The following is a 21,236-nucleotide window of genomic DNA, read 5'->3' on the forward strand; positions in this document are numbered from 1 at the left end:
TAATTTCGTGAAAATAGGTTTTTAGTACAAATTTTACAACGCTTCGTTACTTTGCGCTTATTTATTTTTCAAAAAACAAACAAGTAAAATTGTTCTTATTTTATACTTTGATGTGTCCCCAATTTTCACCGCTTTTTATGCGACTGACTTGCATTTCGCTAATTCCAAATTGTTTGGCAAGTATTTTGGCTCTAGTTTTACGACTTGGATCGTTTAATATTTTTTTCAAACGAATAACTTGTGTAATGGTAAGCTTTCTTCCATCAGATTTTTGTTTTGTTTCACGTACTTTATCAACGATTCCCTGTACTTTCGGATTTCTGTTGCGATGCGCCATCATTTCCTCAGGCGTTGCCCATCGCAAATTGTTAACACGGTCGTTATCTCGAGAAAAGTCTAAATGAATAACATGGATATGTTCTTCCGAGGGTTTAGGAATAAAGAGTTCAGCAATGACACGGTATAATAAGATACCTTTTTCAACAATTTTGCCTTTCTTATTAGTTTTGTATCGCAATGTGTTGTAGCCGCTCGACATGCCTCCATTTAGGATTTGTCCATCTGAGAATGACTCGGTGAAACTCATTAAACGCCCTCTGTTAGATACGGCGTAACGCTTGCGCAAAGGATAGTCTATTTCGATTTCTCGAAACTCCTCCATAGGGTAAAGTCTAATCATCTTTTAAGTGGTATTTAAGGTGACCAAATGTTTATCAATTGTTCGTCCTTTTAATTCGCAAAGGGTGTGCTACTGCTGTGCAGGTAGTCCGACACGAAGCGAACTATAAGGTTTGTAACTAGATGTAAAGATAGGTATTTTTTCAAAGAACACAAGTTGTAAGCTATTTAAAGTATAATTCTCCTGAATGGTAGGTGCGTAAGATGTTTTGGTCTGCAAATTATCGCAATAATCTATGGTGATCAATGTAAAATAGGTGCTATTGTGCTATGATTGTAAAGTGCTAGTAATAAAAAAAGCATCTGCAAAATAAATTCATGAAAATTTATTTTGCAGATGCCTTATTTTAGTGTCAAGTATGTTTAAGTGATCTAAAAGAAAGAATATCCAAAAATAAATGAAACTGTTTTATAGTTTGAGTTCCAGAAGACATAGTTTCCTAAAATCTCTCTTGTAGTTTGGTATCTTAATTCGACGCTAAACTTATCATTTTGTTTGAAACCCAAACCTAATGCGGGATTATTTCTGGACTTAAGATCAAGTGTATTAAACGTAGAGCCATCGTTGCGGGTAAATTCAACTGTAGATTTTGATGATAAATCAATTATGTAAGATGCATTTAAGAACAATTTAGAATTTTTATTTAAAAAGAAATAATGTCTGAACGTAAGTGGAATTTCAATTGAACTATAATCAACACTTACGTTTTGAACACCTCCGCTAACATCAGTAACATTACTGGTTTTTTGAGCTTTAAAATTTTGAAAAGTTGGTTCAATGGCAATAGACCACTTGTTTTTATTAAATGGTAAAATGTATTCTGCTTCAACTCCAAATCCAAAACCGGTTTTGCTACCAAAATCAGTGTTTCGTTGTTTAGAACTTGAATTGTCAATTGTTAATGACGAATTGTTGATTCGAGGTCTTAGCGTGAGATTGAAAAGGTCTTTCTTTTCTTTAGGAGCAAAATTTACCACACCATCATTAAAACACTCGGCGTACTTTGTGAAAAATTTTATTAAGTCTTTCTTTTTATATTCCACTTTCTCCACGTCGCTCAATGTAATGTTTTGACATTGCAAATCCATCCATAATTGCTGTCTAAATTTATTGTTTTTTGCAACATCACTATCTGTTACCAAATATGTTTTGTAAACCAGTTGCTCGATGGTATTGTCGCCTTTGTTGTAAAAATACCTTTTGATGCTACGATCTGAATATTCGTATAAATTTGCTTTTCCCTCTACCAAAGCTTTTAAAAAGAGTTGCTCATCATTAAATTTTGGATCTTTATCATTACTCAAATTATCGACAGTAGTTCCAGATCTATCAATTTTAACGTCTCTTCTGATGTATTTAAATGCATTGATTATCCCAAATTCTTTTACTTGACCAAGAGTGCCCTTAATAGGTTCACTATTTTCATTTAATTTATAATCAAATTCTGTAGGATTGTTTTTCCAATCAATATTTAGTATCAAACATTCAACTTTTTGATCTTTGTTGTTAATAATATAGCCTTTCTCGAAAACGACTTGTGCAAAAGAATTAAGACTTAGAAAGCTGATTAGTAGAATTAAGAGTTGTTTTTTCATTTTTTTAAAGTTCTTTTTTAATTTTTTTTAAATACTATTTTGTGTATCGTTATCACACAAAATTCCCAGCATGATGTTTACTTAAGAACTTTAGTGATTTTGCGAAGATATATTATTTTATAAGAAACTTCGGTTGATAATGGGATAAAAATGTATGTTTCAAAGAAATTTCATTATCATTCATCGTACCATTAGTCATTACTTTCAGAATTACTATTTTTGAGTCTGTCCGTAAAAGGATTATAATTGCTGATAATGATCTTCTTCATAGGCCTAATTTAAAGTTAAATGACTACTTAATAACCTTGTGATAAATAGTCTGATTTACTATTCTTTTACGAATTTATAAGTCATTGTTTTTTTTGCTGTTTTTACTTGTAGTAAATAGATACCTTTTTGAAGTTTTTGAACATCAATTGTTTTAACGTTTGAACTTTTTTCAAGGATCAACTTTCCTGAAATGTCCAAAATGGATATCTTCTCAATTTGATCATTCTCTAAAAAATTTAGTTCTAAGAAATCTTTGGTAGGATTTGGATAAATCTTGATAACTTGTTGATCAGCGTATTCATTAAGGCTTAGAGTACTGCAGATAACTTCACGTGGGACAAGCTCAAAAAGTGCTGTGCTATTGCCCAATTGACCAAATTCGGCATAACCCCAAGACAATACTTTATTATTTCCGTTGAGGTATAAAGCGTGGTATCCACCTGCTGCGATTTGTAAAATAGTACCTGTGATGGTTGTTTTAATAGGGATACGTGCTATGTTTTGAGAACCATCAGCTAATTGACCAGATGTATTACTGCCCCAAGCCCAAACTGTTCCATCACTTTTATTAGCAAGATTAAAGTAAGCTCCTGCAGCTATATTCACCCAATTAGTATCGGTGCCAAGTTGTGTAATTTTTAGTTGATCAGTTTGAGAACCATTTCCAATTTGACCTGCTTCATTATCTCCCCAAGTCCAGATGCTACCATCTGTTTTTAAAGCAATTGCGTGATTTATTCCCGTGGCTATAGATTTCCAGTTAGTATCTGAACTTAAAGATATTGGTGATTTAAATGTTTTGTAATTTAAAATCGGATCATTGCCCAATTTACCATCTTCTTCCGAGCCCCAACCCCATAAAGAGCCATTAGTTTTTAATGCAATAGAAAAATTTGATCCGGGACTTACTTGCTGCCAGTCAGTACAGGTTCCTATTTGAACAGGTGAAAGACGTGTTGTTAATGTTCCGTCACCAAGAGTGCCGTTGTCGTTTTGTCCCCAAGCCCAGAGCGTTCCATTTGTTTTAATAGCAAAATTATGGTGTAAGCCAGCTGCAACAGTTTTCCAATTGTTATCAGTCCCTATTTGTATAGGAGTTGTTGAGCGCAGGAGTTCACCTTGTCCAATTAACCCCAAAAAATTTGGACCCCAACTCCAAAGTGTACCATCAGTTTTTATAGCAAAAGATTGATAAAATCCGGCTGAAACGTAGGCCCAGTTATTCTCTATACCAATTTGTGTTGGTGTAGTTTTGGCAATTAGTGTTCCATCTCCTAATTGATAGCTTTCGTTGAGACCCCATGCCCAGAGGGTACCATCGTTTTTTAGTGCCAAAGTATGATTCCCGCCAGCTGCTATTGATTTCCAACATTGGGATTGTGAATTAATTGTAAAAATTAAAAGTAGGACTAAAAGATAAAATTTTTTCATAGTTTTTGCATTTTTCTGGGAATCACATGAGCATTTAAATAAATTCTGCATGAGCTTTTATTTGCTGTTTATTAAATATTTGATTTAATGTGATTGCTTTATTTTTTCTATTGTTGTGCGGCAAATTTGTTCGAGAATTTCTATGTTGATATCAGCTAATTTTTTTACATAGATGCAAGCTTTGCCCATTTTGAACTTCCCTAATTGGTCTAACAATTCTTGGTTGTCATGGGTTTCTGTAGTCACGTATAAAGAAAAGGCTGCTTTTCTTGGTGAAAATCCAATTAACATAGACTCTCCTTCATGGCCGCTTTCGTATTTGTAATGATAGTTGCCAAAGCCAATTATCGTTGGCCCCCACATTTTTGGTTTTGTTCCTGACCATTTTGACATTAGTTCGACTAGTTGAAAACTGTCTATCTTTTTTTGGTCATCATCAACATACAAATTGATAAAATCAGTAACATTGACTTCTGTTTCTGTAGTTTTGTTTGCTTTTGCCATAAATTAGTAAATTGGTATTTGTGATTTTTTACAATTCAAGTAACTGCTGCATCTAAGCCTTTAAAGAAGACGAGATTACTGGCGGCAATATAGCTATTTATGCAAATAGAAAGCATTAAAATACAAGAAAAATCGTAAATTTATGATTTCTAAATTTAAGTTTTAATACCTTTTGAAAAAACTGTTTTTGAAGTTAATGGTTTGGGGTTTTTCGTTTTTGATTTCAAAAAAAGCAAACTAGTTACGTTCTTCTGTGTAATTGAAAAATGTAGTTCCATCAAAAAGATATAGTCCAGTGTCTCGGGTTCCTACCCAAAGAGCACCATTTTTATCCTCTAAAATAGTCCAAATCCAAGGATTCGCTAATTCCTTTTTATAATTAATGAATTTTTTTCCATCAAAGCGGGAAAGTCCAGCATCTCCTCCAAACCAAAGTATCCCATTTTTATCTTCAATAATTTTAGAGACCAATCCGTTGTAACCAGGTAAGCCATCTTTTTTGGTCAAACTGGTAAATTTTACTCCATTGTATCGGTATACTCCAGCCCAATTACTGAACCAAATATCTCCATTTTTATCTTGTAATTGTGGCCAAGCCCAATTGTGATTCACTTTACGAGTACCAAATTGTAGTGTCAATTCTTGTAATTTTAAGTTTATGGTCGATTTTCCATCATAACGGTATACGCCTTGATTGCCTCGACCTCCAAACCAAATGTTTCCGGATTTATCTTCTAACATGTATTCGATGTTATTGTTCGTGTTTAGGTAACCTCCTCCATTTTTGTTAATCACAAAAGGAGTAAATGATTTTCCATCATAAGTAAAAACTCCATTTATAGTAGCAAACCAAATTTTTCTGTCTTTAGTTTGAATAATATTAAAGATAGCTTTTGATTTACCGTAATATTTATTCTTGTTTTTAGCTTGATTGACTGGAAGAGGAATCGTGATTTTTTGCAAAGATTTTCCTTTGTACACAAAAAGTCCATTTTCGGTACCTATCCAAATTGCTCCATCTTGATCTTCAAATAGACAGGAAATAGCATTTATTTTGTCTTTATTGTTTTTTAGTATTTGATGAAATTTGGTACCATCATAGCGATACAATCCATTATCTGTAGTCCCAAACCAAAGCATTCCATTTTTATCTTCTAGGCTGGTTTGCACATTGCCAGGACTTCTTTTTTTAATCAGTTTAGCATGCTCATCTGCGCTTGTTGCCTTTATTTGATCATGCTCTTTGCAAGATGACACTAGGAAAAATATTAATCCGAGAAGTAGAACGCTTAACTTTATACAATTTTTATTCATTTTTGGTAATTTCTATCCCGAATTTGTTATCGGATTATAGTTCTGATTTCTATATAAAAATAATTAATTCTAAGCAAATAACTTCGCATAAAAATTAAACTAGATGATTTGAGAAGGATTTAATTTGTGAAAATACAGATATTGTTATTTTGATAAAAATCAGTGTTTTAAAAATAAAAAAAAATATAATATTAAGTAGTATGTTCCACCAAATTTGCCTTTTTTTTAAATCAACATCTGCGAAAACACTTTTTGGAAAATGATTTATAAAATTGGTGTTTTAGTTTTTTTAATTAAAAAATAGGTTTTTGGTTTACTTGCCAATAATATGAATATTAAAAATCAATCAAACAATAATTTCACATTTTGTATGAATTAATAGAATAAAGTGCTTCTCTCACCTAAAAGTATTACTATTTTTTAATAGACCTACCAATCAAAAGTAAAGTTCCCAAAATAAATAAAAAGAAAGCACTCACAATAAGAAAATTGATAAAAACTTGGTAATAACCCAACGCCGGGACATCTACAAAAGGATAAGGATAAAATTTTGAAAAATGGCCTCTTGCAACCACAAAAACAAAATAGAGTAGGGGGAACCAAAGCCAAATTTTGGAATTTTTAAATTTCATATCGGAATTGTTAGCAAACAAAAACCAGTAGCCTAAAACAAAAATTGGAATAACTGAATGTAATAGTTCATCGATGATTTTTTGAAGACCCGTGGGGTGCCATGTGCTTCGCAAAACAATTTGATATACCAAACCAACTACTAAAATAAAAACCGTTAATGCAGTTAATGATCCTTTTTTATAAAATTTTGTTAGTGCTGTTGTTTCAAAAATTGGCAGTCTTGTTGTAAAGTAGAGTGCGACTAATATATTGGTAAGAATTGTGAAAAAACTGAAAAACCGAACTATGGTCTCCAAGATAGCAGTTTGCCTATTTTGTAACATCAAAATGAACTGCCCAATTATAGCAAACCATCCTAAACAAAAACCAATTGAATCCATCCACTTTCGGCGAAGTTCTTTATTTGGGCTAGAGTTATTTTCCATACTTACTTTATTTTTAAAAGTTAAATATTGTATTTAAAATTCGGTATGTTTAAGTTTGAATCATTGACAGCTACAAACTTCACTTGAATCACTGATAATCAAATATAAATGTAATAAAAAACTTGAAAGTAAGCTCAAAAATTTTATGTTCTTAGAACTGCCGTTTCGAGATGTTTTTTAATTAGTTGTCTTAATAAATATTTATTGATTTAAATTTTTTAATATTTCTTTCGAATTATAAATTTATTATAAAGAGTAAAATTAACACAAAATTCGCAATAGCAAGAAATGGTGTAAGGCGATTTTATTTTTATCAATTTTGTCTTCTTCTTTTACGTTTTTCTTTTTTAAACTTCCTATATTCTTCTTTTATCATAATTCTGCTCACAACGATTGAGCCTCCATTGTATGAATAACTTCTGAAAGGTATTTCGTTAGAAAACTGTTTGGATAGATTTTCAGAGTCACATATTTGATAAAGTTCATCTACAAATTTTTGAATTCTTTTCGCCTCTTCTATATTTTCCTGTGCGGTTGGTGTCCAATAATTTTTAAAGGAATATTCAGTTTTAGTTTTGTACTCAAAAATATACTCTATTCCGTCAAAACCTTGTTGCCATCCTTCTATAAATTTGTCACTCGGTATTGTATTTATTTTGGTCTTTTCAATAAGATTAGTTATCTCTTTTGCAGTTTCATTTGTTAGATTGAACGTCTTTTTAAAGTGTTTTTTTGAAAAATCGTCAACTTCATCTACAAAGTAGGTTATATTTCCTATTGATAATGAATCGTTTTTAATAACTTCAATGCACTTTCCGAAACTCCAAAATTTAAAATTTATTTCATCACTTTTATTTGTAATATCTTCCAAGTTATGTTTTTTGATTAGATCATTTTTGTATTTATTCCAATATAATGTATCACTATCTTTTGTAAGATTTAGTTTTTTATCTTGCGATTGTGAGAAAAGAAAATTGGAATACATTACAATTAGTATTGTCAGCGTAAAGTTTTTCATAATATGTTGTGTTTGTCATTTTGATACCATATAACTGTTTGAAATACAGAGCACTACGTTCTCTAATTAAGATGAAATATTTTCTTGAAGAAAGAATTTTAATTCATCAATAATGAGAAATAGCCCGAAATCGCTGTTATGTGCAGGGCATTGCTATGACAAACGTGAATTTACTTTAGTTTTATACTAGTTAACAAAATAATTTTATTATTGTCAGATTTAGATATTACAAGCCAAGGTTTTGCATCTGTCTTTCTTATGTCATTTCCTTTCATTGCAAATTCCTCCTGCTTATTGTCAGCAACATAAATTTCTGTACCAATTGGAAAATAATAATCTTTTGAAGTATTGGGGTCAATGTTACTCACTCTTGTTTGACCTTTACCATCTGGGGTAAATATTATCAGAGAAAGATGATAAACATCATTATAGTCATTTTTAAAACTTATTTTAATATCATCTTTTGCAACAACATTAAAACTAAAGAAAGTGAAAAGGGCTAGAATAAATAGTTTCATATAAAAATGTTTTACGACCACCTAAATGTAAGAATTAAAACTTAGAAAAACTATATTTTATTTTCGTGCCTACTATTGGTTTATGCAATCTGCGCTCGCCTAATTGATATGATTGTCATACTGATAGTAGTTTGGTTCTGAATTGGCTCTATTTTTCGGCTTTGCCAAATTTTGCAAAAACAAACCAATATTTCAATTAAGACAAATGTGCAAATTGCTTGTAAGGTGTGTTATGCGTCGTTTTTCTTAGTAAACTATACAATCCTTCGTTTTTAGATAAAACCCATTGTTTTCGATATCTTGAATAACTCCATTGTTATTTACAAAGAAGGTAAAACTCTCTTTTGATTCCGGACAACTTTTATATTTCATCATATTTAATGTAAAGCCGTCTTTCTGTTTTATAAATCCATTCCCTTTTTCTGAAATATTGTCAATTTCATAGTTATTTATTTTGCCAATTAAAAAAGCTTCATACACGTTGTCGATTTTATCAATGAAATTTTTCAATTCGTTCTCTGATCTTATAACTTTCCATTTTCCATTTTCTAAATAAATTATTCTATATTCGCACCATGAAGGTTGACAACCTGAAAAAAAACCATTTAAATCAAATTCGTTTTTCGGAATTGGTCTGTTAGCCGAATTTCCCTTTGAAAATAATATTTCAAAATCCAACGCTTTTGTTTTATAATTTGGAAAGTATTCGAGTTGCCAATATTTAACTTTTTTATTCGGTTGAATTTTTTTTAGCAATGCTTCGGTATCAGCATTTTTTTCTGATAACTTTTCAAATTTTTGATTGCATGAACACAAGATCAAAATAAAAAAAATGTTTGTAACTATCTTCGATTTCATTGGTTAAAGTGGGGTTAAAATGACGCAAAACGTCCCCGCGCTACAAGCAGTTTGGGACTAAATTAAGCCCTATTTTCGGATTTGCCAAATCTTCCAAATACAAACCAATTTTTCCATTAAGCCAAATCCCCAAATTGCTTGTAACGTATGTTAGGCGACGTTATTTATTTTTCAGTAATCTCATTGTTTCAGAATTAAAAGCCTCTTTCCCTTCAGACCAATTTCTCGGCATTGTACATTCTCCAATACTTACATAAATAATTTTGTTGTCATCTTCAAGATTTTTATTTTTTCCCTCTGTTTCTAAAAAACTATCCATTCCTGAAGTTAAAATTATAGGTGTTTTTTCTAAATAAAAAAGGTTCGATATTTCACGTAATCTGTTGATAGCAGATTTATGTAATTCCTCATTAAAAGTCTTATTTTCAGTATTGATTTGAAGTAAAAATAAATTATCAATTATACTACAAGTGTGATTTTTCCAATTTGGTAAACTATCTAATTCTTTAAAAGGTTTCAAATTTTCAAAACAATGCGTTTGAATTTTATCGCTAATAGTTTTGCAGAAACATTTTCATCAGAATTTTGGCTAAAAATCAAATTATGGAAAACAATAATTATCAAAAACAGTTTTTTCATTTGTATGTTTTCTTTTTCGATTTTTAAGTTAGATTCTATGATTCGTGAGTTAATGTCGCCTAACGTTCCCGCGCTACAAGCAGTTTGGGACTAAATTAAGCCCATTATTCGGATTTGCCAAATCTTCCAAATACAAAACCAACTTCAAATTAAGCCTAATACCCAAATTGCTTGTAGCGTGCGTTAGCAGTAGTGCATTTGTTTCAGTTTCTGATTTTCAATTCGGGTTTTTAAAAAATTAGAAAAGAAAATTATCAATCCAATTAGAAGCAGGAAACTCCCCGTAATTAAAAAACTAAAAAGCAGATTATTTACTAATTTTCCTGGAGATATGTAGGTTTTTAAATAACTCCAACCTAAAAGATCAAATCGATTTAGTGTGTAACAGAGTACAAGAACAATGAAACTATTCCAAACAGACCATTTATTCTTTATAGAAATTACCATAGAAATAATAAATGAAGTTAATATTCCTAAAACAGCAGAAAGTTGAGTTACGAAAGAAAAGTTCCAAATATCCATTAATGTTATTCCAAATTTTTCAGAATTTCGTAATACATTCTCACTTCCGTTTTCTGAGATTGCAGTCAAAATTTTAATATTATAAATTGCGGAATAGGAGTAAAATGAATAGATAAAAAAACACGTTGCTATAAAGTGAAAAATGATTTGTAGATAGTTTATTTTCTCATAAATATTCTCTTTTTTTGGGCGCATTACTGCTAACGTTCCGCCGCTTCTCGTCAGTTGCGAACTTCGGAACTTTTTATTTTCTGTTAAAGATAAAAATTCTTGCGAAACGTGAACGTGAACTTACAACAAAATTCGCAATCTTGCCAAACGCCTGTTGGCAGTAGTTTTTATATTAAATTGTTTATAGTTATTAGTATTAAAAAAGGAATTATCAAATATTTAAAAGAAACTAACCAATTAATCTTTAACACTACTTTAAAACCAATTAGTAAAAGCAATAAAAACCATAATTTTAATGATATTTTCATAAAGTTTATTAAAAGAAAATTTTGATGAACGAAAGTGTTTAAGAGACTTGAAAAAATTAATGGGATTACGCTAAAAATAAATATTATAAATATTTTATCTCTTGGACTTTTTATATTTGGAAAGGTTCCAACTTTTTCAATTGACCAAGAATATCCTGCAACAAATAAAGGATAGCATATCATTTTGCTTATGATATTGAAAATAATTAAGTTTAAATCTAAGGTTTTGAATTCTTTAAACATTTCACAGATAATAATTAAAATGACCTCAATAGAAATGAAAGTAGCCAAAAAACTATTACTTATTTTATCAATTGTTGAGAAAAATTTAAAAGGGTTTATTATAAATTCTTTCATTATATCTTTTTTAGATTCAAGGCTTAAATTACTGCTAACGTCCCGCTACTACAGCGGGTTTGGGACTAAATTAAGCCCATTATTCGGATTTGCCAAATCATCCCAAATACAAAACCAACTTTCCATTAAGAGAATTACCAAAACCCGTTGTAACGTGTGTTAGATGTCGTTTTTTTTCTTCATTATCATTGGTGTAATTACGATTCCAATCATTACTGAAGTAATCAAACTTACAATCAAGTTGCCAATAAGTTTTGAATTTTCTCCAATTATTACTCTCAAAATAAAAACTAAAAGATTTATTAAAAAAAGAATAAGCCAATATTTATAATTTATTTTAGTTTTTATATTTTCTACTTTTGGAAGTTTAAATATAGCGTAAGCAATTACAATTCCGCCAAATAGTGTACTCGAATGCTGTAATAATTTCAAATACATAATTTGCTTTCCAAAAATTTCAAAAGAATTTGATAATTCAGAAAAATGCTTAACGAAAAAACCACTTTCGTGAGTAAAACTGTCCCAAAATATGTGCGAAATTGTTCCGATTATTATTGACAGAATTACAATTTTCCAATTTTCAGCAAAGTATTTGTTCCAATTAGTCTTTTCAGTTTTTACAAATCTTTGATTCAGTTTTTGAGGTAAATTTCTAAATAATTCTTCTTTTACTAAATTATGAAATATAAAAGTCAGTAAAATTCCTAACGGTAAATCGAAGTAAAAAATTCCCCAAAAAGTATGACTATAATCACTTTCAATTTTCATTCTAATGAAATATTCAAAATCTGGCGTCGAACTTCCAATTACTAAACCTGTCATAGAAAACCATTTTTTCGGTAAATATTTTAATGGTAAAACTATTGCAGGATGTGAAAAAGTAAAAGGCATAAATTTCTATTTTGTTCGGTTTTTCTACGTCGTGAGCGGAAATGACAGCCAACGTTCTCGCGCTACAGCGGGTTTGGTACTAATTTAGCCTTAATTTTCGGATTAGCCAAAATCCCAAATATAAAACCATTTTCCCATCAAGACAAATACCCAAATCGCTTGTAGCGTGTGTTAGTGGTAGTTTTCAAAAGCATTGGGTAGATTTGAGTTCAAATATTCTGAAATTTTATCGAAATCTTTTGAATTTTTTTCAAAGAGTTGGATAAAAATTCCTTCAGTTGTTTTAATTATTATTTCTCGACTAGTTTTAAATCCTAGAAATTGATATTGGTTTTCAGTCCAAAATGAAATGTTTTTTAAACTGTATTGCTTTTCCTTTGAGAATGTTTTACGAATAATTAAAATATCATCTAGCAAGGTGAAGTCTTTTTTTTTCCTATTTGAGCTTAATATATTCATTAGTGCAGCTATTATCAACAATGTTATTGTAAGCACCTTTTCTCTTAATTTTATTGATTGTTCCATTATAGGAAAGACAAATAGTCCTAACAAAAGAATCCATACGACTATCCGTATTTTATTTTTTGTTGATTGTTTCATAATTAACTTAAATGTTTTTTAATATTCTTTTAAATTTATGTTTTCTTCCACTAATTGAGTGTGATTTTTTTAGGTGTAAATATGCAGAATTACCGCTAATGTTCTGCCGCCTCATGCCGTTGCGAACTTCGAAACCTATTATTTTCGACCAAATATAAATAAACTTGCGAAACGAAAGCGTGAACTTACAACAAAATTCGCAATTGCGAGAAACGGCTGTTAGCAGATGTAGTTATATTTCAATTTGAATTTTCACTTTTCCGCCTAATCCTTTTTCGACAATATCGTATAAGGTTTTTAGCGTTAAGTTACTTCCATTATTTTCAATTCTTGAAATATATTCTCTTTTCTTGTCAACTAAATCGCCAAGTTCAGTTTGTGTTAGTTGTTTTTCTTCACGAGCTTTTTTCAAAAGTATTCCAATTTTAAAACCTTGGAATTCTCTTTCAAGTTCGTCACGTCTTTCAGTTCCTTTTTCACCGTAAACATCATTTTTAATATCTTTCCAACTTTTAGTTTCCATAATTATTTAGTTTTTTCAGAATAATATTTTGCCATTAATTTTAATGCTTTTTCCAATTCATTTTTTGGAGTCTTTTGCATTTTCTTTTGAAAGCCATTTAATAAAATTACAAGTTTTCCATTGTCGAAAAAGCAAAATACACGCCAAATATTTGAGCCAAGTTGAATTCTTGCTTCGAATAAACCATTTGTTCCTTCCATTGATTTTAAATAATTTGAAGGAACTCTTTCCAAAGTTTCAATTGCCTCAATTATTTTGAATATTTTATCTTGAACCTTTTGCGGTTGTTCAAGAAGAAAATCTTCAAAGTGATTTTCGTATGCTATAACTTCACGTACTTTCATTTTTCAAAAGTAACTTAAAAGTTACTAATTTTCCTAATTTTTTTTCTGATTTTCTGTTTTTACGCGATTTTAAAGACTATATCTGCTTACGTTCCGCCGCTTTTCGTCAGTTGCGAACTTCGGAACTTTATATTTTCTGTTAAAGATAAAAATTCTTGCGAAACGTAAACTTGAACTTACCACAAAATTCGCAATTGCGAGAAACGGCTGTTAGCATCTGGGTTTTTATGTATTGAATACACTAACAATTATTAACAATATCAAAATTTCGATTACATTAACTACAATATATTTTATTCGGAACCTTTGAATAAAAAAATCAAATGCAAACATCAGCATTCCAAACAAAATTAAATAAATAGCAATCAAAAGTCCCCAACCTTCTTCCCCTGGATTCATGAAATAATAAATTCCCATAATAATTGCCACAATTGCTGATAAATTTCCAATTGTCAATTTGTATAAATTCGGCAAAATATTTTCTTTCGTCATGTTTAATAGATTCGTGCTGAAACCTTGCAGTTAACGTTCCGGCGCTTGGCGAGGTTGCGAACTTCGGAACTGATTATTTTCTGTTAAAGATAAAATTTCTTGCGAGAAATAAACGTGAATTTACTACAAAATTCGCAATCTTGCCAAACGCCTGTTAGTGGCTGGTGTTTTTTCTATTTAGCTTTTTCCAATAATTAAAAGTAATTCATTTGCATTTCTATAGTCATTGTCTGGGTTTGCTTTGTTTAAATATTCTCTCGCAATCTCAATAGATTTTTCTACGATTTCGCCTTCTAAATAATAATTTCCAATACAATAGTTTGCGTTTTCAACTTCAAATTCATTATTTCTATTTTCTGAATTATCATTTACAATTTTTTGAAAAATTTCTAATGCTAAATATTTATTCTGTTTTGTTCCAATTCCATAATGGTGACAATATGCAAGTTCAATTAAATTTGTTTTGTCTAGCTTTTGAGCAGTTTGATATAGTTCAAATGCTTTTTTAAATTCATTTTTGTCACGATAAATTGTCGCTAAATTTATAGCAGAAAAACTAATTCCTTTTTCAATTCCTTTGTTATACAAATCAATTGCCAAATCTAAATCTTTATCACAAATTTCACCTTCGCTATAGAAATCTGCAATCCGAATCATTGCATAATCATTTCCATTTTCAAACGCTTTTTTTATCCATTTAAAAGCTTCTATTTTGTTTTGTTCGAATATCATTTCTCCGTTTAATTCCAAACCATCATAGTAATAATTTCCAACTTCGTATTGAGCGTCGGAGTTGTTGTTTTCAGCTTCTTTTAGTAGCTGGACATAGCTTTCGTTATTTCTGATTTCTGTCATTTTGCAGGTTTTTTTACACTTGTCACTAACGTCCCGGCGCTTGGCGAGGTTGCGAACTTCGGAACCGATTATTTTCTATCAAAGATAAAATTTCTTGCGAGAAATAAACGTGAATTTACTACAAAATTCGCAATCTTGCCAAACGCCTGTTAGCAACAGTTACTTTTTCTTAAATTTCTTTTCACGGATTAATTTTTTAAACTTTTCTGCTAAATCATATAATTTTTTCGGTCCTTTTCCTTCGTGAATTAAAATCGAATCTTTTTTTCTATTGAGATGTATGATATTAAACTTATAAGTTTGTCCATCTTCCATTGAACTATTCCAATATTCTTTTGAATAATCAAATTCGGATTCTTTTAAACTCTCAAGCAAATCTTCTTTTTCATTTTCATTGATAACGCTAAATAAATTTTCTTTTTCTGGGAAAATACTTTTCAAATAAATTGTATCTCCACCATTATATTTTAAAATAAAGTTTTCAGCAAGATTCCAAGATTCGAATTCAAACGTCACGAAAGATTTTTTAATCCGTTCTTTGTGTTGGCAGGAAAACAGAATATAAGCTATTAAAATAAAGATAAGTTGTCTCATGACGAGTTTGGTAATTGTTGCTAACGTTCCGCCGCTTCTCGTCAGTTGCGAACTTCGTAATTGATCATTTTCTGTTAAAGATAATATTTCTTGCGAAACGTGAACGTGAATTTACCACAAAATTCGCAATTGCGCCAAACGTGTGTTATATGCCGTTTTTTTTATCTAATTTTAATTAACTCACCTTCATCAAACCCAATAGTAATTGCAATTGCATTTTTCAATAAGTCTATTTTTAAATTCCCTTCTTTTTCCAATTCTGTTAGCGATTTTGCACAAATAGTTAAAATTTCATCTGAGTCTTTAATTTGTAATTCTTTAGGCAAATCAAAGTATCTATGCGATTCTGTTGGCATTTCAATACAAGCCCAATCATCATCATTTTCGTCATATTCAAAACTACCTACAAAGTAGATCTTATATCCAGCTTCACTTTCATATATTCCAAAATTAAATGCAATTACTTCTATTGGTGGAATTCCGTCATTTTTTTGAATATTATTTAACCAATTTATTAATTCTTGTTTCATAAAATGTTTATTGTTAATTTTTTGTACTGACGTCTTTCAAAATGGCATATAACGTTCCCGCGCTATACGCGGTTTGGGCCTAAATTAGCGCTATTTTTCGGATTAGCCAAAATTCCCAAATACAAACCTATTTTCCCATTAAGCGAAATGCCCAAATCGCTTGTAGCGTGTGTTGGTGGCAGTTTTTTTATTCATTTCTTATTATATCTCTGGCTTCCATTAGAGCAAAACCAAGTAAATTTAATCCATTCCACTGCTTTGGGTTTTCTGCTTTTTCGCTGTCGGCAGTCAAACCCATACCCCAAATTCGATCAACGGGGCTTGCTTCAACTAAAACTCTTTCTTTTGTGTTGAGTAAAAATTCTTTCAAATCTTTTTGCTGTGTGAATTTCTCCAAACTTCCTCTAACAACAATGTCAAGCCTTTTATTATTCCAGGTCTGTTCATCAAAATTTCTAACTTGTCTGCCCAAAGCCTTTGCTTCTGCTGGTGATTTTGCAATAATGATTTTGTTATAAATTTCTTGGTCGTTAAATAAAAGCGCCTTTTGTGCCATCATCCAATGTTCAGCAGTATTAAATTTTATGTTGTCAACAATAAAAGGTGATTCCCACCATTGACTAAAACACGATGACGTCAATTCGCCACTTTGGCTTTTCTGGTGTCCCCAAAAAAATAAATATTTTATTCGCTTTCCACTTTCAAAATTGTTTATCAGCAAATCTAAATTGTATGTCATTTTTATTCTCTTTTCAATTTTTCAGTTCAACTACGGTCATTCGCTAAAATTGCCACCAACGTTCCCGCGCTACACGCAGTTTGGGACTAAATTGAGCCCATTATTCGGATTTGCCAAATCTTCCAAATACAAAACCAACGTCAAATTAAGCCTAAAACCCAAATTGCTTGTAGCGTGTGTTGGCAGATAGTGCCTTTATTTATTCAATTTTGTATGATATGACGTAATATTTTTTATTTAAGTCAATAGTTAGTTTTTTATTCTCTTTCCATTTTTCATATGCTTCAAAATTTAAAACCTTATCGTCAGGAACAATTAAAAGCATTTTGTATTGGTCCATTAAAAATTCTTTTAGAAATCCTGCTTCAACTATTGAATTTAATTCTCCTAAATATTCAATTGTACTTTGTGTTTTTTTATATTTATATTTTTCCTGAAATTTAAGGAGTTCTTTTATACTTTCAATATGCATATCAATGTACAAAGCAGGAAAACCAGATGCTCTTTCGTTTTCTTTTACATTTTCCAACGTCCATTCAATTTTTTTGAATGCACTTCCCATTGTTGAGCCTAACATTATCGAATCACAGAAAGCACTTTTAGAAAAGTATACATTTGCTTTAGTACTTAATTTTCCTTTTCCAGTAAGTCTTGTTGGTTCAAATTTTTCAATAATTCTTTTTTCAATATCTTCGATTTGAATTGAATCCAATTCGTTTGTTGACAATCTAATCTTGTAAAACCAAGTTCCGCATTCAAATAGCAATAATTGGGTTATTTCATTTTTATCATTGTTCATTTCTGCTTTAATCCCATTACAGATATATTTTTCGCCAACTTTTTTAATAAGTTTTTGTGTTGCATTTATTCCATTTTTAGAAATATTTGCTATTGATTGCATAGAATTAAAATACTCATTTCTTAATCTGTCTTCTGAGGCTTCTTCTGTTGGATATATATAAATTGAAATTGTTGTTTTTTTATCGTTTGTTTCATTTTCGTATGTAACACCGATATTTTTATCTTTTTTGTCAAATGAGTAAACATCTATTCGTTTATAATTCTCGAATAGTTCGGGAAAATTTGTTTCAGTTTCCGAATGAATGTAATCTCCACTAACTTTTATCTTTTTTGGGCTTTTTCTTTCTTGACCTTGTAATTGGAATACAAATAAAATTAGGATTGCTATTGAAATTATTCTTTTCATTTAATACTTTAAGTTGTTGAATTCTCTTCTGTTTTTGGGCATTTCTGCCAACGTTCCGGCGCTTGGCGAGGTTGCGAACTTCGGAACCGATTATTTTCTATCAAAGATAAAATTTCTTGCGAGAAATAGACGTGTATTTACTACAAAATTCGCAATCTTGCCAAACGCCTGTTGGCAGATCGGTTTTATTTTTCAGTCAATATTTTTCTTAACTTTTGATAATCGCCACTCATTCCAAATTCTTCTGTGTTAGATTTTGTTCCAACAATTACATTTGCATCGCAGCCAAAACAAATTTTTGCGATTCCGATTATTTTAGATTTTCTTTTAAAAATTAAAATGTCTCTGTAAATATAAATACAAGCTGTTGCATAAGATTCTGAATGCTTTTTCTCTGTAAAAATTTCGTCTATTTTGTCGAACTTTTTTGGTTCAATTTTCGATTTTGTATAGCCGAAAGATTTTAAATTGTCAATAAAATTTGTGTCTGTAATTGACTTAGGAATTTCACCTAAAATCACACCCATTTTTAAAGAATCTTTTACTGATTTTTTTTGATTATCATATAATTCTTCAATTTGGTCTTCTTCAATTTCGTTTTGATAATACTCAATTTCGTCATATTCAAAATATTTTTCTCCTGTAATTTTCGGTTCTTTTATGACACTTTCAACATTCTGCATTTCAATATTTTCTGCTTTAGTTTCTTTTTTGAAATTACAGCTAAAAAGTAAAATTGCTAATAAGAATATTATATTTTTCATTTGATTATGTTTTGTTTTTCGTTCCGTTTTTCTAAACTGTCTGCCAACGTTCCCGCGCTACACGTGGTTTGGGACTAAATTAAGCCCATTATTCGGATTTGCCAAATCTTTCCAAATACAAAACCATATTTAAATTAAGCCAAATACCCAAATTGCTTGTAGCGTGTGTTACCTGCTGTTTTTTTATCTCTAATATCCGTTTTTCCATTCATTTATTTCTTTCGGATGTTCTTGGTCATTTGGATAATTTGCTTTAACAAATTCAAACTGCTTTTTAGTTAACAAAACCATTCTTCCATCATTTCCAGAGCTTATGGGGTAAAATCTTTCATCACTTTTCTGCAACTTTAATTGGTCATTTAGCATTTCAATAAAATTCACAAATGAAATTCCCCAATCTTTTTCTCCAAAATCATCATCAAAAGCGACATATTCTTTTCCGTTAAGTTTTATTTTATGTGTCCAATGTTTTTCAGTTTGATTATTAAATTCATCTGAAAAGTTAAGTTTCAATTTTAGTTTGTCAAATGATTTTTTGACAGTTTCTAAATACTGAATTAAACCACCACCTTCAAACAAAGTTTCGGAATCAATAAAATAAAATCTATTGTCAGTAAATAATAAGCTTTCGCCTTTCATTTTTCCTTCAAAGAAATTTAGTTCTGTATATGATTTTTCAAATTCAGCTTTTGTTTCTTTTAAATCTTTTTTGTCTGTTAAATTAAAAAAATTAAGTTTTTCTAATTCTGCTATAATTTGGTTTCCTGTCAATTTAGTTTTCATTGTTTTTTCCTCGCTTTCTTTAGGACTATTTTGAGATTTTGAATTACAACTTAACAACAAAAAGCTAAATAATAGGAGTAGAGTTTTATTCATTTTTATTTGTATTAATGTTCTTTTTAGTCGGTTTTTCGGCAAAATAGCAGGTAACGTTCTCGCGCTACAAGCAGTTTGGTACTAAATTTAGCCCATTATTCGGATTTGCCAAATCTTCCAAGTACAAGACCAATTTCAAATTAAGCCTAATACCCAAATTGCTTGTAGCGTGTGTTACTGGAGGCTTGTTTTTGTCGAAATTACGATTAAACTGCAAATTTTTCACGCTTCTGTTAATAAAACCTAACTTTCACGTTTCTGATTTTCGATTTGTAATTTTCAATATTTTATTTTCAGTTATTTACCTTTCATTCTAAAATTCTAAGCAAAAAAAATCAGTTTCTTCTTTTTAGGTTTTTGTTGGCAGATTCCAATTTTCAAGTTTCTGTTTTTAAACTTCTTGAGGAACGAGTGCTTGTTTCCTAATTGTTTTTATCTGCGTAATTTCGATACAATTAATTTATAACATAGTAGATTTAACGTTATCGGTTCTCAACTCTAGTCTTTATTTTTAAATTTTTTAAGTCTTTCATAAATAGCAGTAATAATTGCCAAGAAAATAAGAAAAATAGAAAAAGGTAATTTTGGAAAAATTAAATACTTAATAACATATAGACCTCCAAAAAAAAGAATATGTGGAATAAATACAATTAAACTAGCTGTTAACCAAAAAATCAATTCTAAGCATGTATGAAAAAATTTTATCATAAATATTAAATGTTTGTTGTCAGAATCCAATTTTAGGCTTCTGCTTTGAAATTTTCTGCGAAACAAATTGCTTATTTGCTAATTATTTCTTCCTCGTAATTTTGGCACAAGTCACCAGTAACGTTCCGGCGCTTGGCAAGGTTGCGAAGTTCGGGACCGATTATTTTCTTTCAAAGATAAAATATCTTGCGAGAAATAGACGTGTATTTACTACAAAATTCGCAATCTTGCCAAACGCCTGTTAGCTACAGTTCCTTATTGTTCCAAAATTCAGTTTCGTTTAGTTTTTTCTTCATGATTTTATCGTGGTTGAATTCAAAAATGTCTTGTGCAATTCCCTTGCATAAATTTTCAGCCCAATATATTATATCTTGACCACGCATAGATAATATAGGTTGTTGATTGTCAATAATTAAGAATCTATTTCCATAATATGGGAAAATATTCGGAACCATTTTAGATTGAATATCTTTTTTTGAGACATGATTCTCTACTAATATCCATTCAATTTCGGTTTTAATTAATTCAATATCTTCTGGATACGAATAAAATATTTTTCCAAATTCAATTTCGTCTTCTCCATTATTGTTGTCAATTCCTGGTTTATCTAATCCATTCATTGTTCGGAAATAATTCTTTAAAGATTCTGAAAATTCAAACCCCATTTTATCTTGAAAATCAATTAATTCAAATTCTGTAAGCCCTTTTTTCCATTTGCTTTTTTGTTGGATTTGAAATCCCCAGCATAATATCAATTCTGATGTCTCCCAATATTCTTCGCTTTTCTTTTTTAAAAACTCAAAGCTAGATATTGAATTATCTAAATTGTTTAGTTCGTCTATTTTCATGCAGTTTTTTTGGTATTGTAGCT

At 30.2% G+C, this 21,236-nt stretch carries 24 protein-coding genes; all 24 read right to left on the reverse strand.

The window, feature by feature from the left end; genetic code table 11:
- Positions 1-100 precede the first annotated feature (100 nt).
- A complete protein-coding gene (locus tag L1S34_RS07165) occupies positions 101-679 on the reverse strand; it encodes a hypothetical protein (protein WP_236363423.1) in 579 nt (192 codons plus the stop codon).
- Between the two features lie 371 nt (positions 680-1,050).
- On the reverse strand, positions 1,051-2,274 hold the full coding sequence (locus tag L1S34_RS07170; RefSeq protein ID WP_236363424.1) for an autotransporter outer membrane beta-barrel domain-containing protein: 1,224 nt from the start codon (positions 2,272-2,274) through the stop codon (positions 1,051-1,053).
- A 327-nt stretch (positions 2,275-2,601) separates the two neighbouring features.
- Positions 2,602-3,975, reverse strand: a complete 1,374-nt coding sequence (locus L1S34_RS07175; protein ID WP_236363425.1) for an RCC1 domain-containing protein — start codon at positions 3,973-3,975, stop codon at positions 2,602-2,604.
- A gap of 84 nt (positions 3,976-4,059) precedes the next feature.
- A complete protein-coding gene (locus tag L1S34_RS07180) occupies positions 4,060-4,479 on the reverse strand; it encodes a DUF1801 domain-containing protein (protein ID WP_236363426.1) in 420 nt (139 codons plus the stop codon).
- 237 nt (positions 4,480-4,716) lie between these two features.
- Positions 4,717-5,793 (reverse strand): ligand-binding sensor domain-containing protein, encoded by a 1,077-nt coding sequence (locus L1S34_RS07185; RefSeq protein ID WP_236363427.1) that lies wholly within the window; start codon positions 5,791-5,793, stop codon positions 4,717-4,719.
- A 413-nt stretch (positions 5,794-6,206) separates the two neighbouring features.
- Positions 6,207-6,851: a Pr6Pr family membrane protein gene (locus L1S34_RS07190; protein ID WP_236363428.1), complete on the reverse strand. Its 645-nt coding sequence runs from the start codon at positions 6,849-6,851 to the stop codon at positions 6,207-6,209.
- 313 nt (positions 6,852-7,164) lie between these two features.
- Positions 7,165-7,869: a hypothetical protein gene (locus L1S34_RS07195; protein ID WP_236363429.1), complete on the reverse strand. Its 705-nt coding sequence runs from the start codon at positions 7,867-7,869 to the stop codon at positions 7,165-7,167.
- A gap of 170 nt (positions 7,870-8,039) precedes the next feature.
- Complete coding sequence (locus tag L1S34_RS07200; protein ID WP_236363430.1) at positions 8,040-8,387, reverse strand: hypothetical protein; 348 nt, start codon at positions 8,385-8,387, stop codon at positions 8,040-8,042.
- Between the two features lie 246 nt (positions 8,388-8,633).
- The gene (locus L1S34_RS07205) at positions 8,634-9,245 is read right to left on the reverse strand and encodes a hypothetical protein (RefSeq protein ID WP_236363431.1); all 612 of its coding nucleotides are present in this window, start codon (positions 9,243-9,245) and stop codon (positions 8,634-8,636) included.
- A 160-nt stretch (positions 9,246-9,405) separates the two neighbouring features.
- A complete protein-coding gene (locus L1S34_RS07210; protein WP_236363432.1) occupies positions 9,406-9,765 on the reverse strand; it encodes a hypothetical protein in 360 nt (119 codons plus the stop codon).
- A 979-nt stretch (positions 9,766-10,744) separates the two neighbouring features.
- A complete protein-coding gene (locus L1S34_RS07215; protein WP_236363433.1) occupies positions 10,745-11,242 on the reverse strand; it encodes a hypothetical protein in 498 nt (165 codons plus the stop codon).
- Between the two features lie 159 nt (positions 11,243-11,401).
- Positions 11,402-12,133: a DUF4184 family protein gene (locus L1S34_RS07220; RefSeq protein WP_236363434.1), complete on the reverse strand. Its 732-nt coding sequence runs from the start codon at positions 12,131-12,133 to the stop codon at positions 11,402-11,404.
- A 171-nt stretch (positions 12,134-12,304) separates the two neighbouring features.
- Positions 12,305-12,733 (reverse strand): hypothetical protein, encoded by a 429-nt coding sequence (locus tag L1S34_RS07225; protein ID WP_236363435.1) that lies wholly within the window; start codon positions 12,731-12,733, stop codon positions 12,305-12,307.
- A 232-nt stretch (positions 12,734-12,965) separates the two neighbouring features.
- Positions 12,966-13,256 carry a helix-turn-helix domain-containing protein gene (locus tag L1S34_RS07230; RefSeq protein ID WP_236363436.1) on the reverse strand — a complete coding sequence of 97 codons (291 nt, stop codon included), beginning with the start codon at positions 13,254-13,256 and terminating at the stop codon, positions 12,966-12,968.
- 2 nt (positions 13,257-13,258) lie between these two features.
- The gene (locus L1S34_RS07235; RefSeq protein ID WP_236363437.1) at positions 13,259-13,600 is read right to left on the reverse strand and encodes a type II toxin-antitoxin system RelE/ParE family toxin; all 342 of its coding nucleotides are present in this window, start codon (positions 13,598-13,600) and stop codon (positions 13,259-13,261) included.
- A gap of 225 nt (positions 13,601-13,825) precedes the next feature.
- The gene (locus L1S34_RS07240) at positions 13,826-14,092 is read right to left on the reverse strand and encodes a hypothetical protein (RefSeq protein ID WP_236363438.1); all 267 of its coding nucleotides are present in this window, start codon (positions 14,090-14,092) and stop codon (positions 13,826-13,828) included.
- 177 nt (positions 14,093-14,269) lie between these two features.
- Positions 14,270-14,947, reverse strand: a complete 678-nt coding sequence (locus L1S34_RS07245; protein ID WP_236363439.1) for a tetratricopeptide repeat protein — start codon at positions 14,945-14,947, stop codon at positions 14,270-14,272.
- A 159-nt stretch (positions 14,948-15,106) separates the two neighbouring features.
- Positions 15,107-15,541: a hypothetical protein gene (locus tag L1S34_RS07250; protein ID WP_166077986.1), complete on the reverse strand. Its 435-nt coding sequence runs from the start codon at positions 15,539-15,541 to the stop codon at positions 15,107-15,109.
- Between the two features lie 161 nt (positions 15,542-15,702).
- Positions 15,703-16,071, reverse strand: a complete 369-nt coding sequence (locus L1S34_RS07255; RefSeq protein WP_236363440.1) for a hypothetical protein — start codon at positions 16,069-16,071, stop codon at positions 15,703-15,705.
- A gap of 187 nt (positions 16,072-16,258) precedes the next feature.
- Complete coding sequence (locus L1S34_RS07260) at positions 16,259-16,810, reverse strand: NADAR family protein (protein ID WP_236363441.1); 552 nt, start codon at positions 16,808-16,810, stop codon at positions 16,259-16,261.
- Between the two features lie 199 nt (positions 16,811-17,009).
- Positions 17,010-18,017: a hypothetical protein gene (locus tag L1S34_RS07265; RefSeq protein WP_236363442.1), complete on the reverse strand. Its 1,008-nt coding sequence runs from the start codon at positions 18,015-18,017 to the stop codon at positions 17,010-17,012.
- 185 nt (positions 18,018-18,202) lie between these two features.
- Positions 18,203-18,781 carry a hypothetical protein gene (locus tag L1S34_RS07270; RefSeq protein WP_166139154.1) on the reverse strand — a complete coding sequence of 193 codons (579 nt, stop codon included), beginning with the start codon at positions 18,779-18,781 and terminating at the stop codon, positions 18,203-18,205.
- A gap of 189 nt (positions 18,782-18,970) precedes the next feature.
- Positions 18,971-19,564, reverse strand: a complete 594-nt coding sequence (locus L1S34_RS07275) for a hypothetical protein (protein WP_236363443.1) — start codon at positions 19,562-19,564, stop codon at positions 18,971-18,973.
- A 1,046-nt stretch (positions 19,565-20,610) separates the two neighbouring features.
- Positions 20,611-21,236: hypothetical protein (locus L1S34_RS07280; RefSeq protein ID WP_236363444.1), on the reverse strand; the 626-nt coding region annotated here is incomplete at its 5' end.

The organism is Flavobacterium sp. K77, from assembly GCF_021608205.1.
In the GTDB taxonomy this organism is placed as follows: domain Bacteria; phylum Bacteroidota; class Bacteroidia; order Flavobacteriales; family Flavobacteriaceae; genus Flavobacterium; species Flavobacterium turcicum.

Coding starts and splice junctions, on each gene's coding strand:
- L1S34_RS07180 (WP_236363426.1), bottom strand. CDS start 4,479: ATGGCAAAAGCAAACAAAACTACAGAAACAGAAGTCAATGTTACTGAT.
- L1S34_RS07220 (WP_236363434.1), bottom strand. CDS start 12,133: ATGCCTTTTACTTTTTCACATCCTGCAATAGTTTTACCATTAAAATAT.
- L1S34_RS07235 (WP_236363437.1), bottom strand. CDS start 13,600: ATGAAAGTACGTGAAGTTATAGCATACGAAAATCACTTTGAAGATTTT.
- L1S34_RS07185 (WP_236363427.1), bottom strand. CDS start 5,793: ATGAATAAAAATTGTATAAAGTTAAGCGTTCTACTTCTCGGATTAATA.
- L1S34_RS07275 (WP_236363443.1), bottom strand. CDS start 19,564: ATGAAAACTAAATTGACAGGAAACCAAATTATAGCAGAATTAGAAAAA.
- L1S34_RS07245 (WP_236363439.1), bottom strand. CDS start 14,947: ATGACAGAAATCAGAAATAACGAAAGCTATGTCCAGCTACTAAAAGAA.
- L1S34_RS07205 (WP_236363431.1), bottom strand. CDS start 9,245: ATGAAATCGAAGATAGTTACAAACATTTTTTTTATTTTGATCTTGTGT.
- L1S34_RS07255 (WP_236363440.1), bottom strand. CDS start 16,071: ATGAAACAAGAATTAATAAATTGGTTAAATAATATTCAAAAAAATGAC.
- L1S34_RS07195 (WP_236363429.1), bottom strand. CDS start 7,869: ATGAAAAACTTTACGCTGACAATACTAATTGTAATGTATTCCAATTTT.
- L1S34_RS07215 (WP_236363433.1), bottom strand. CDS start 11,242: ATGAAAGAATTTATAATAAACCCTTTTAAATTTTTCTCAACAATTGAT.
- L1S34_RS07165 (WP_236363423.1), bottom strand. CDS start 679: ATGATTAGACTTTACCCTATGGAGGAGTTTCGAGAAATCGAAATAGAC.
- L1S34_RS07225 (WP_236363435.1), bottom strand. CDS start 12,733: ATGAAACAATCAACAAAAAATAAAATACGGATAGTCGTATGGATTCTT.
- L1S34_RS07200 (WP_236363430.1), bottom strand. CDS start 8,387: ATGAAACTATTTATTCTAGCCCTTTTCACTTTCTTTAGTTTTAATGTT.
- L1S34_RS07175 (WP_236363425.1), bottom strand. CDS start 3,975: ATGAAAAAATTTTATCTTTTAGTCCTACTTTTAATTTTTACAATTAAT.
- L1S34_RS07170 (WP_236363424.1), bottom strand. CDS start 2,274: ATGAAAAAACAACTCTTAATTCTACTAATCAGCTTTCTAAGTCTTAAT.
- L1S34_RS07270 (WP_166139154.1), bottom strand. CDS start 18,781: ATGAAAAATATAATATTCTTATTAGCAATTTTACTTTTTAGCTGTAAT.
- L1S34_RS07190 (WP_236363428.1), bottom strand. CDS start 6,851: ATGGAAAATAACTCTAGCCCAAATAAAGAACTTCGCCGAAAGTGGATG.
- L1S34_RS07230 (WP_236363436.1), bottom strand. CDS start 13,256: ATGGAAACTAAAAGTTGGAAAGATATTAAAAATGATGTTTACGGTGAA.
- L1S34_RS07250 (WP_166077986.1), bottom strand. CDS start 15,541: ATGAGACAACTTATCTTTATTTTAATAGCTTATATTCTGTTTTCCTGC.
- L1S34_RS07265 (WP_236363442.1), bottom strand. CDS start 18,017: ATGAAAAGAATAATTTCAATAGCAATCCTAATTTTATTTGTATTCCAA.
- L1S34_RS07240 (WP_236363438.1), bottom strand. CDS start 14,092: ATGACGAAAGAAAATATTTTGCCGAATTTATACAAATTGACAATTGGA.
- L1S34_RS07260 (WP_236363441.1), bottom strand. CDS start 16,810: ATGACATACAATTTAGATTTGCTGATAAACAATTTTGAAAGTGGAAAG.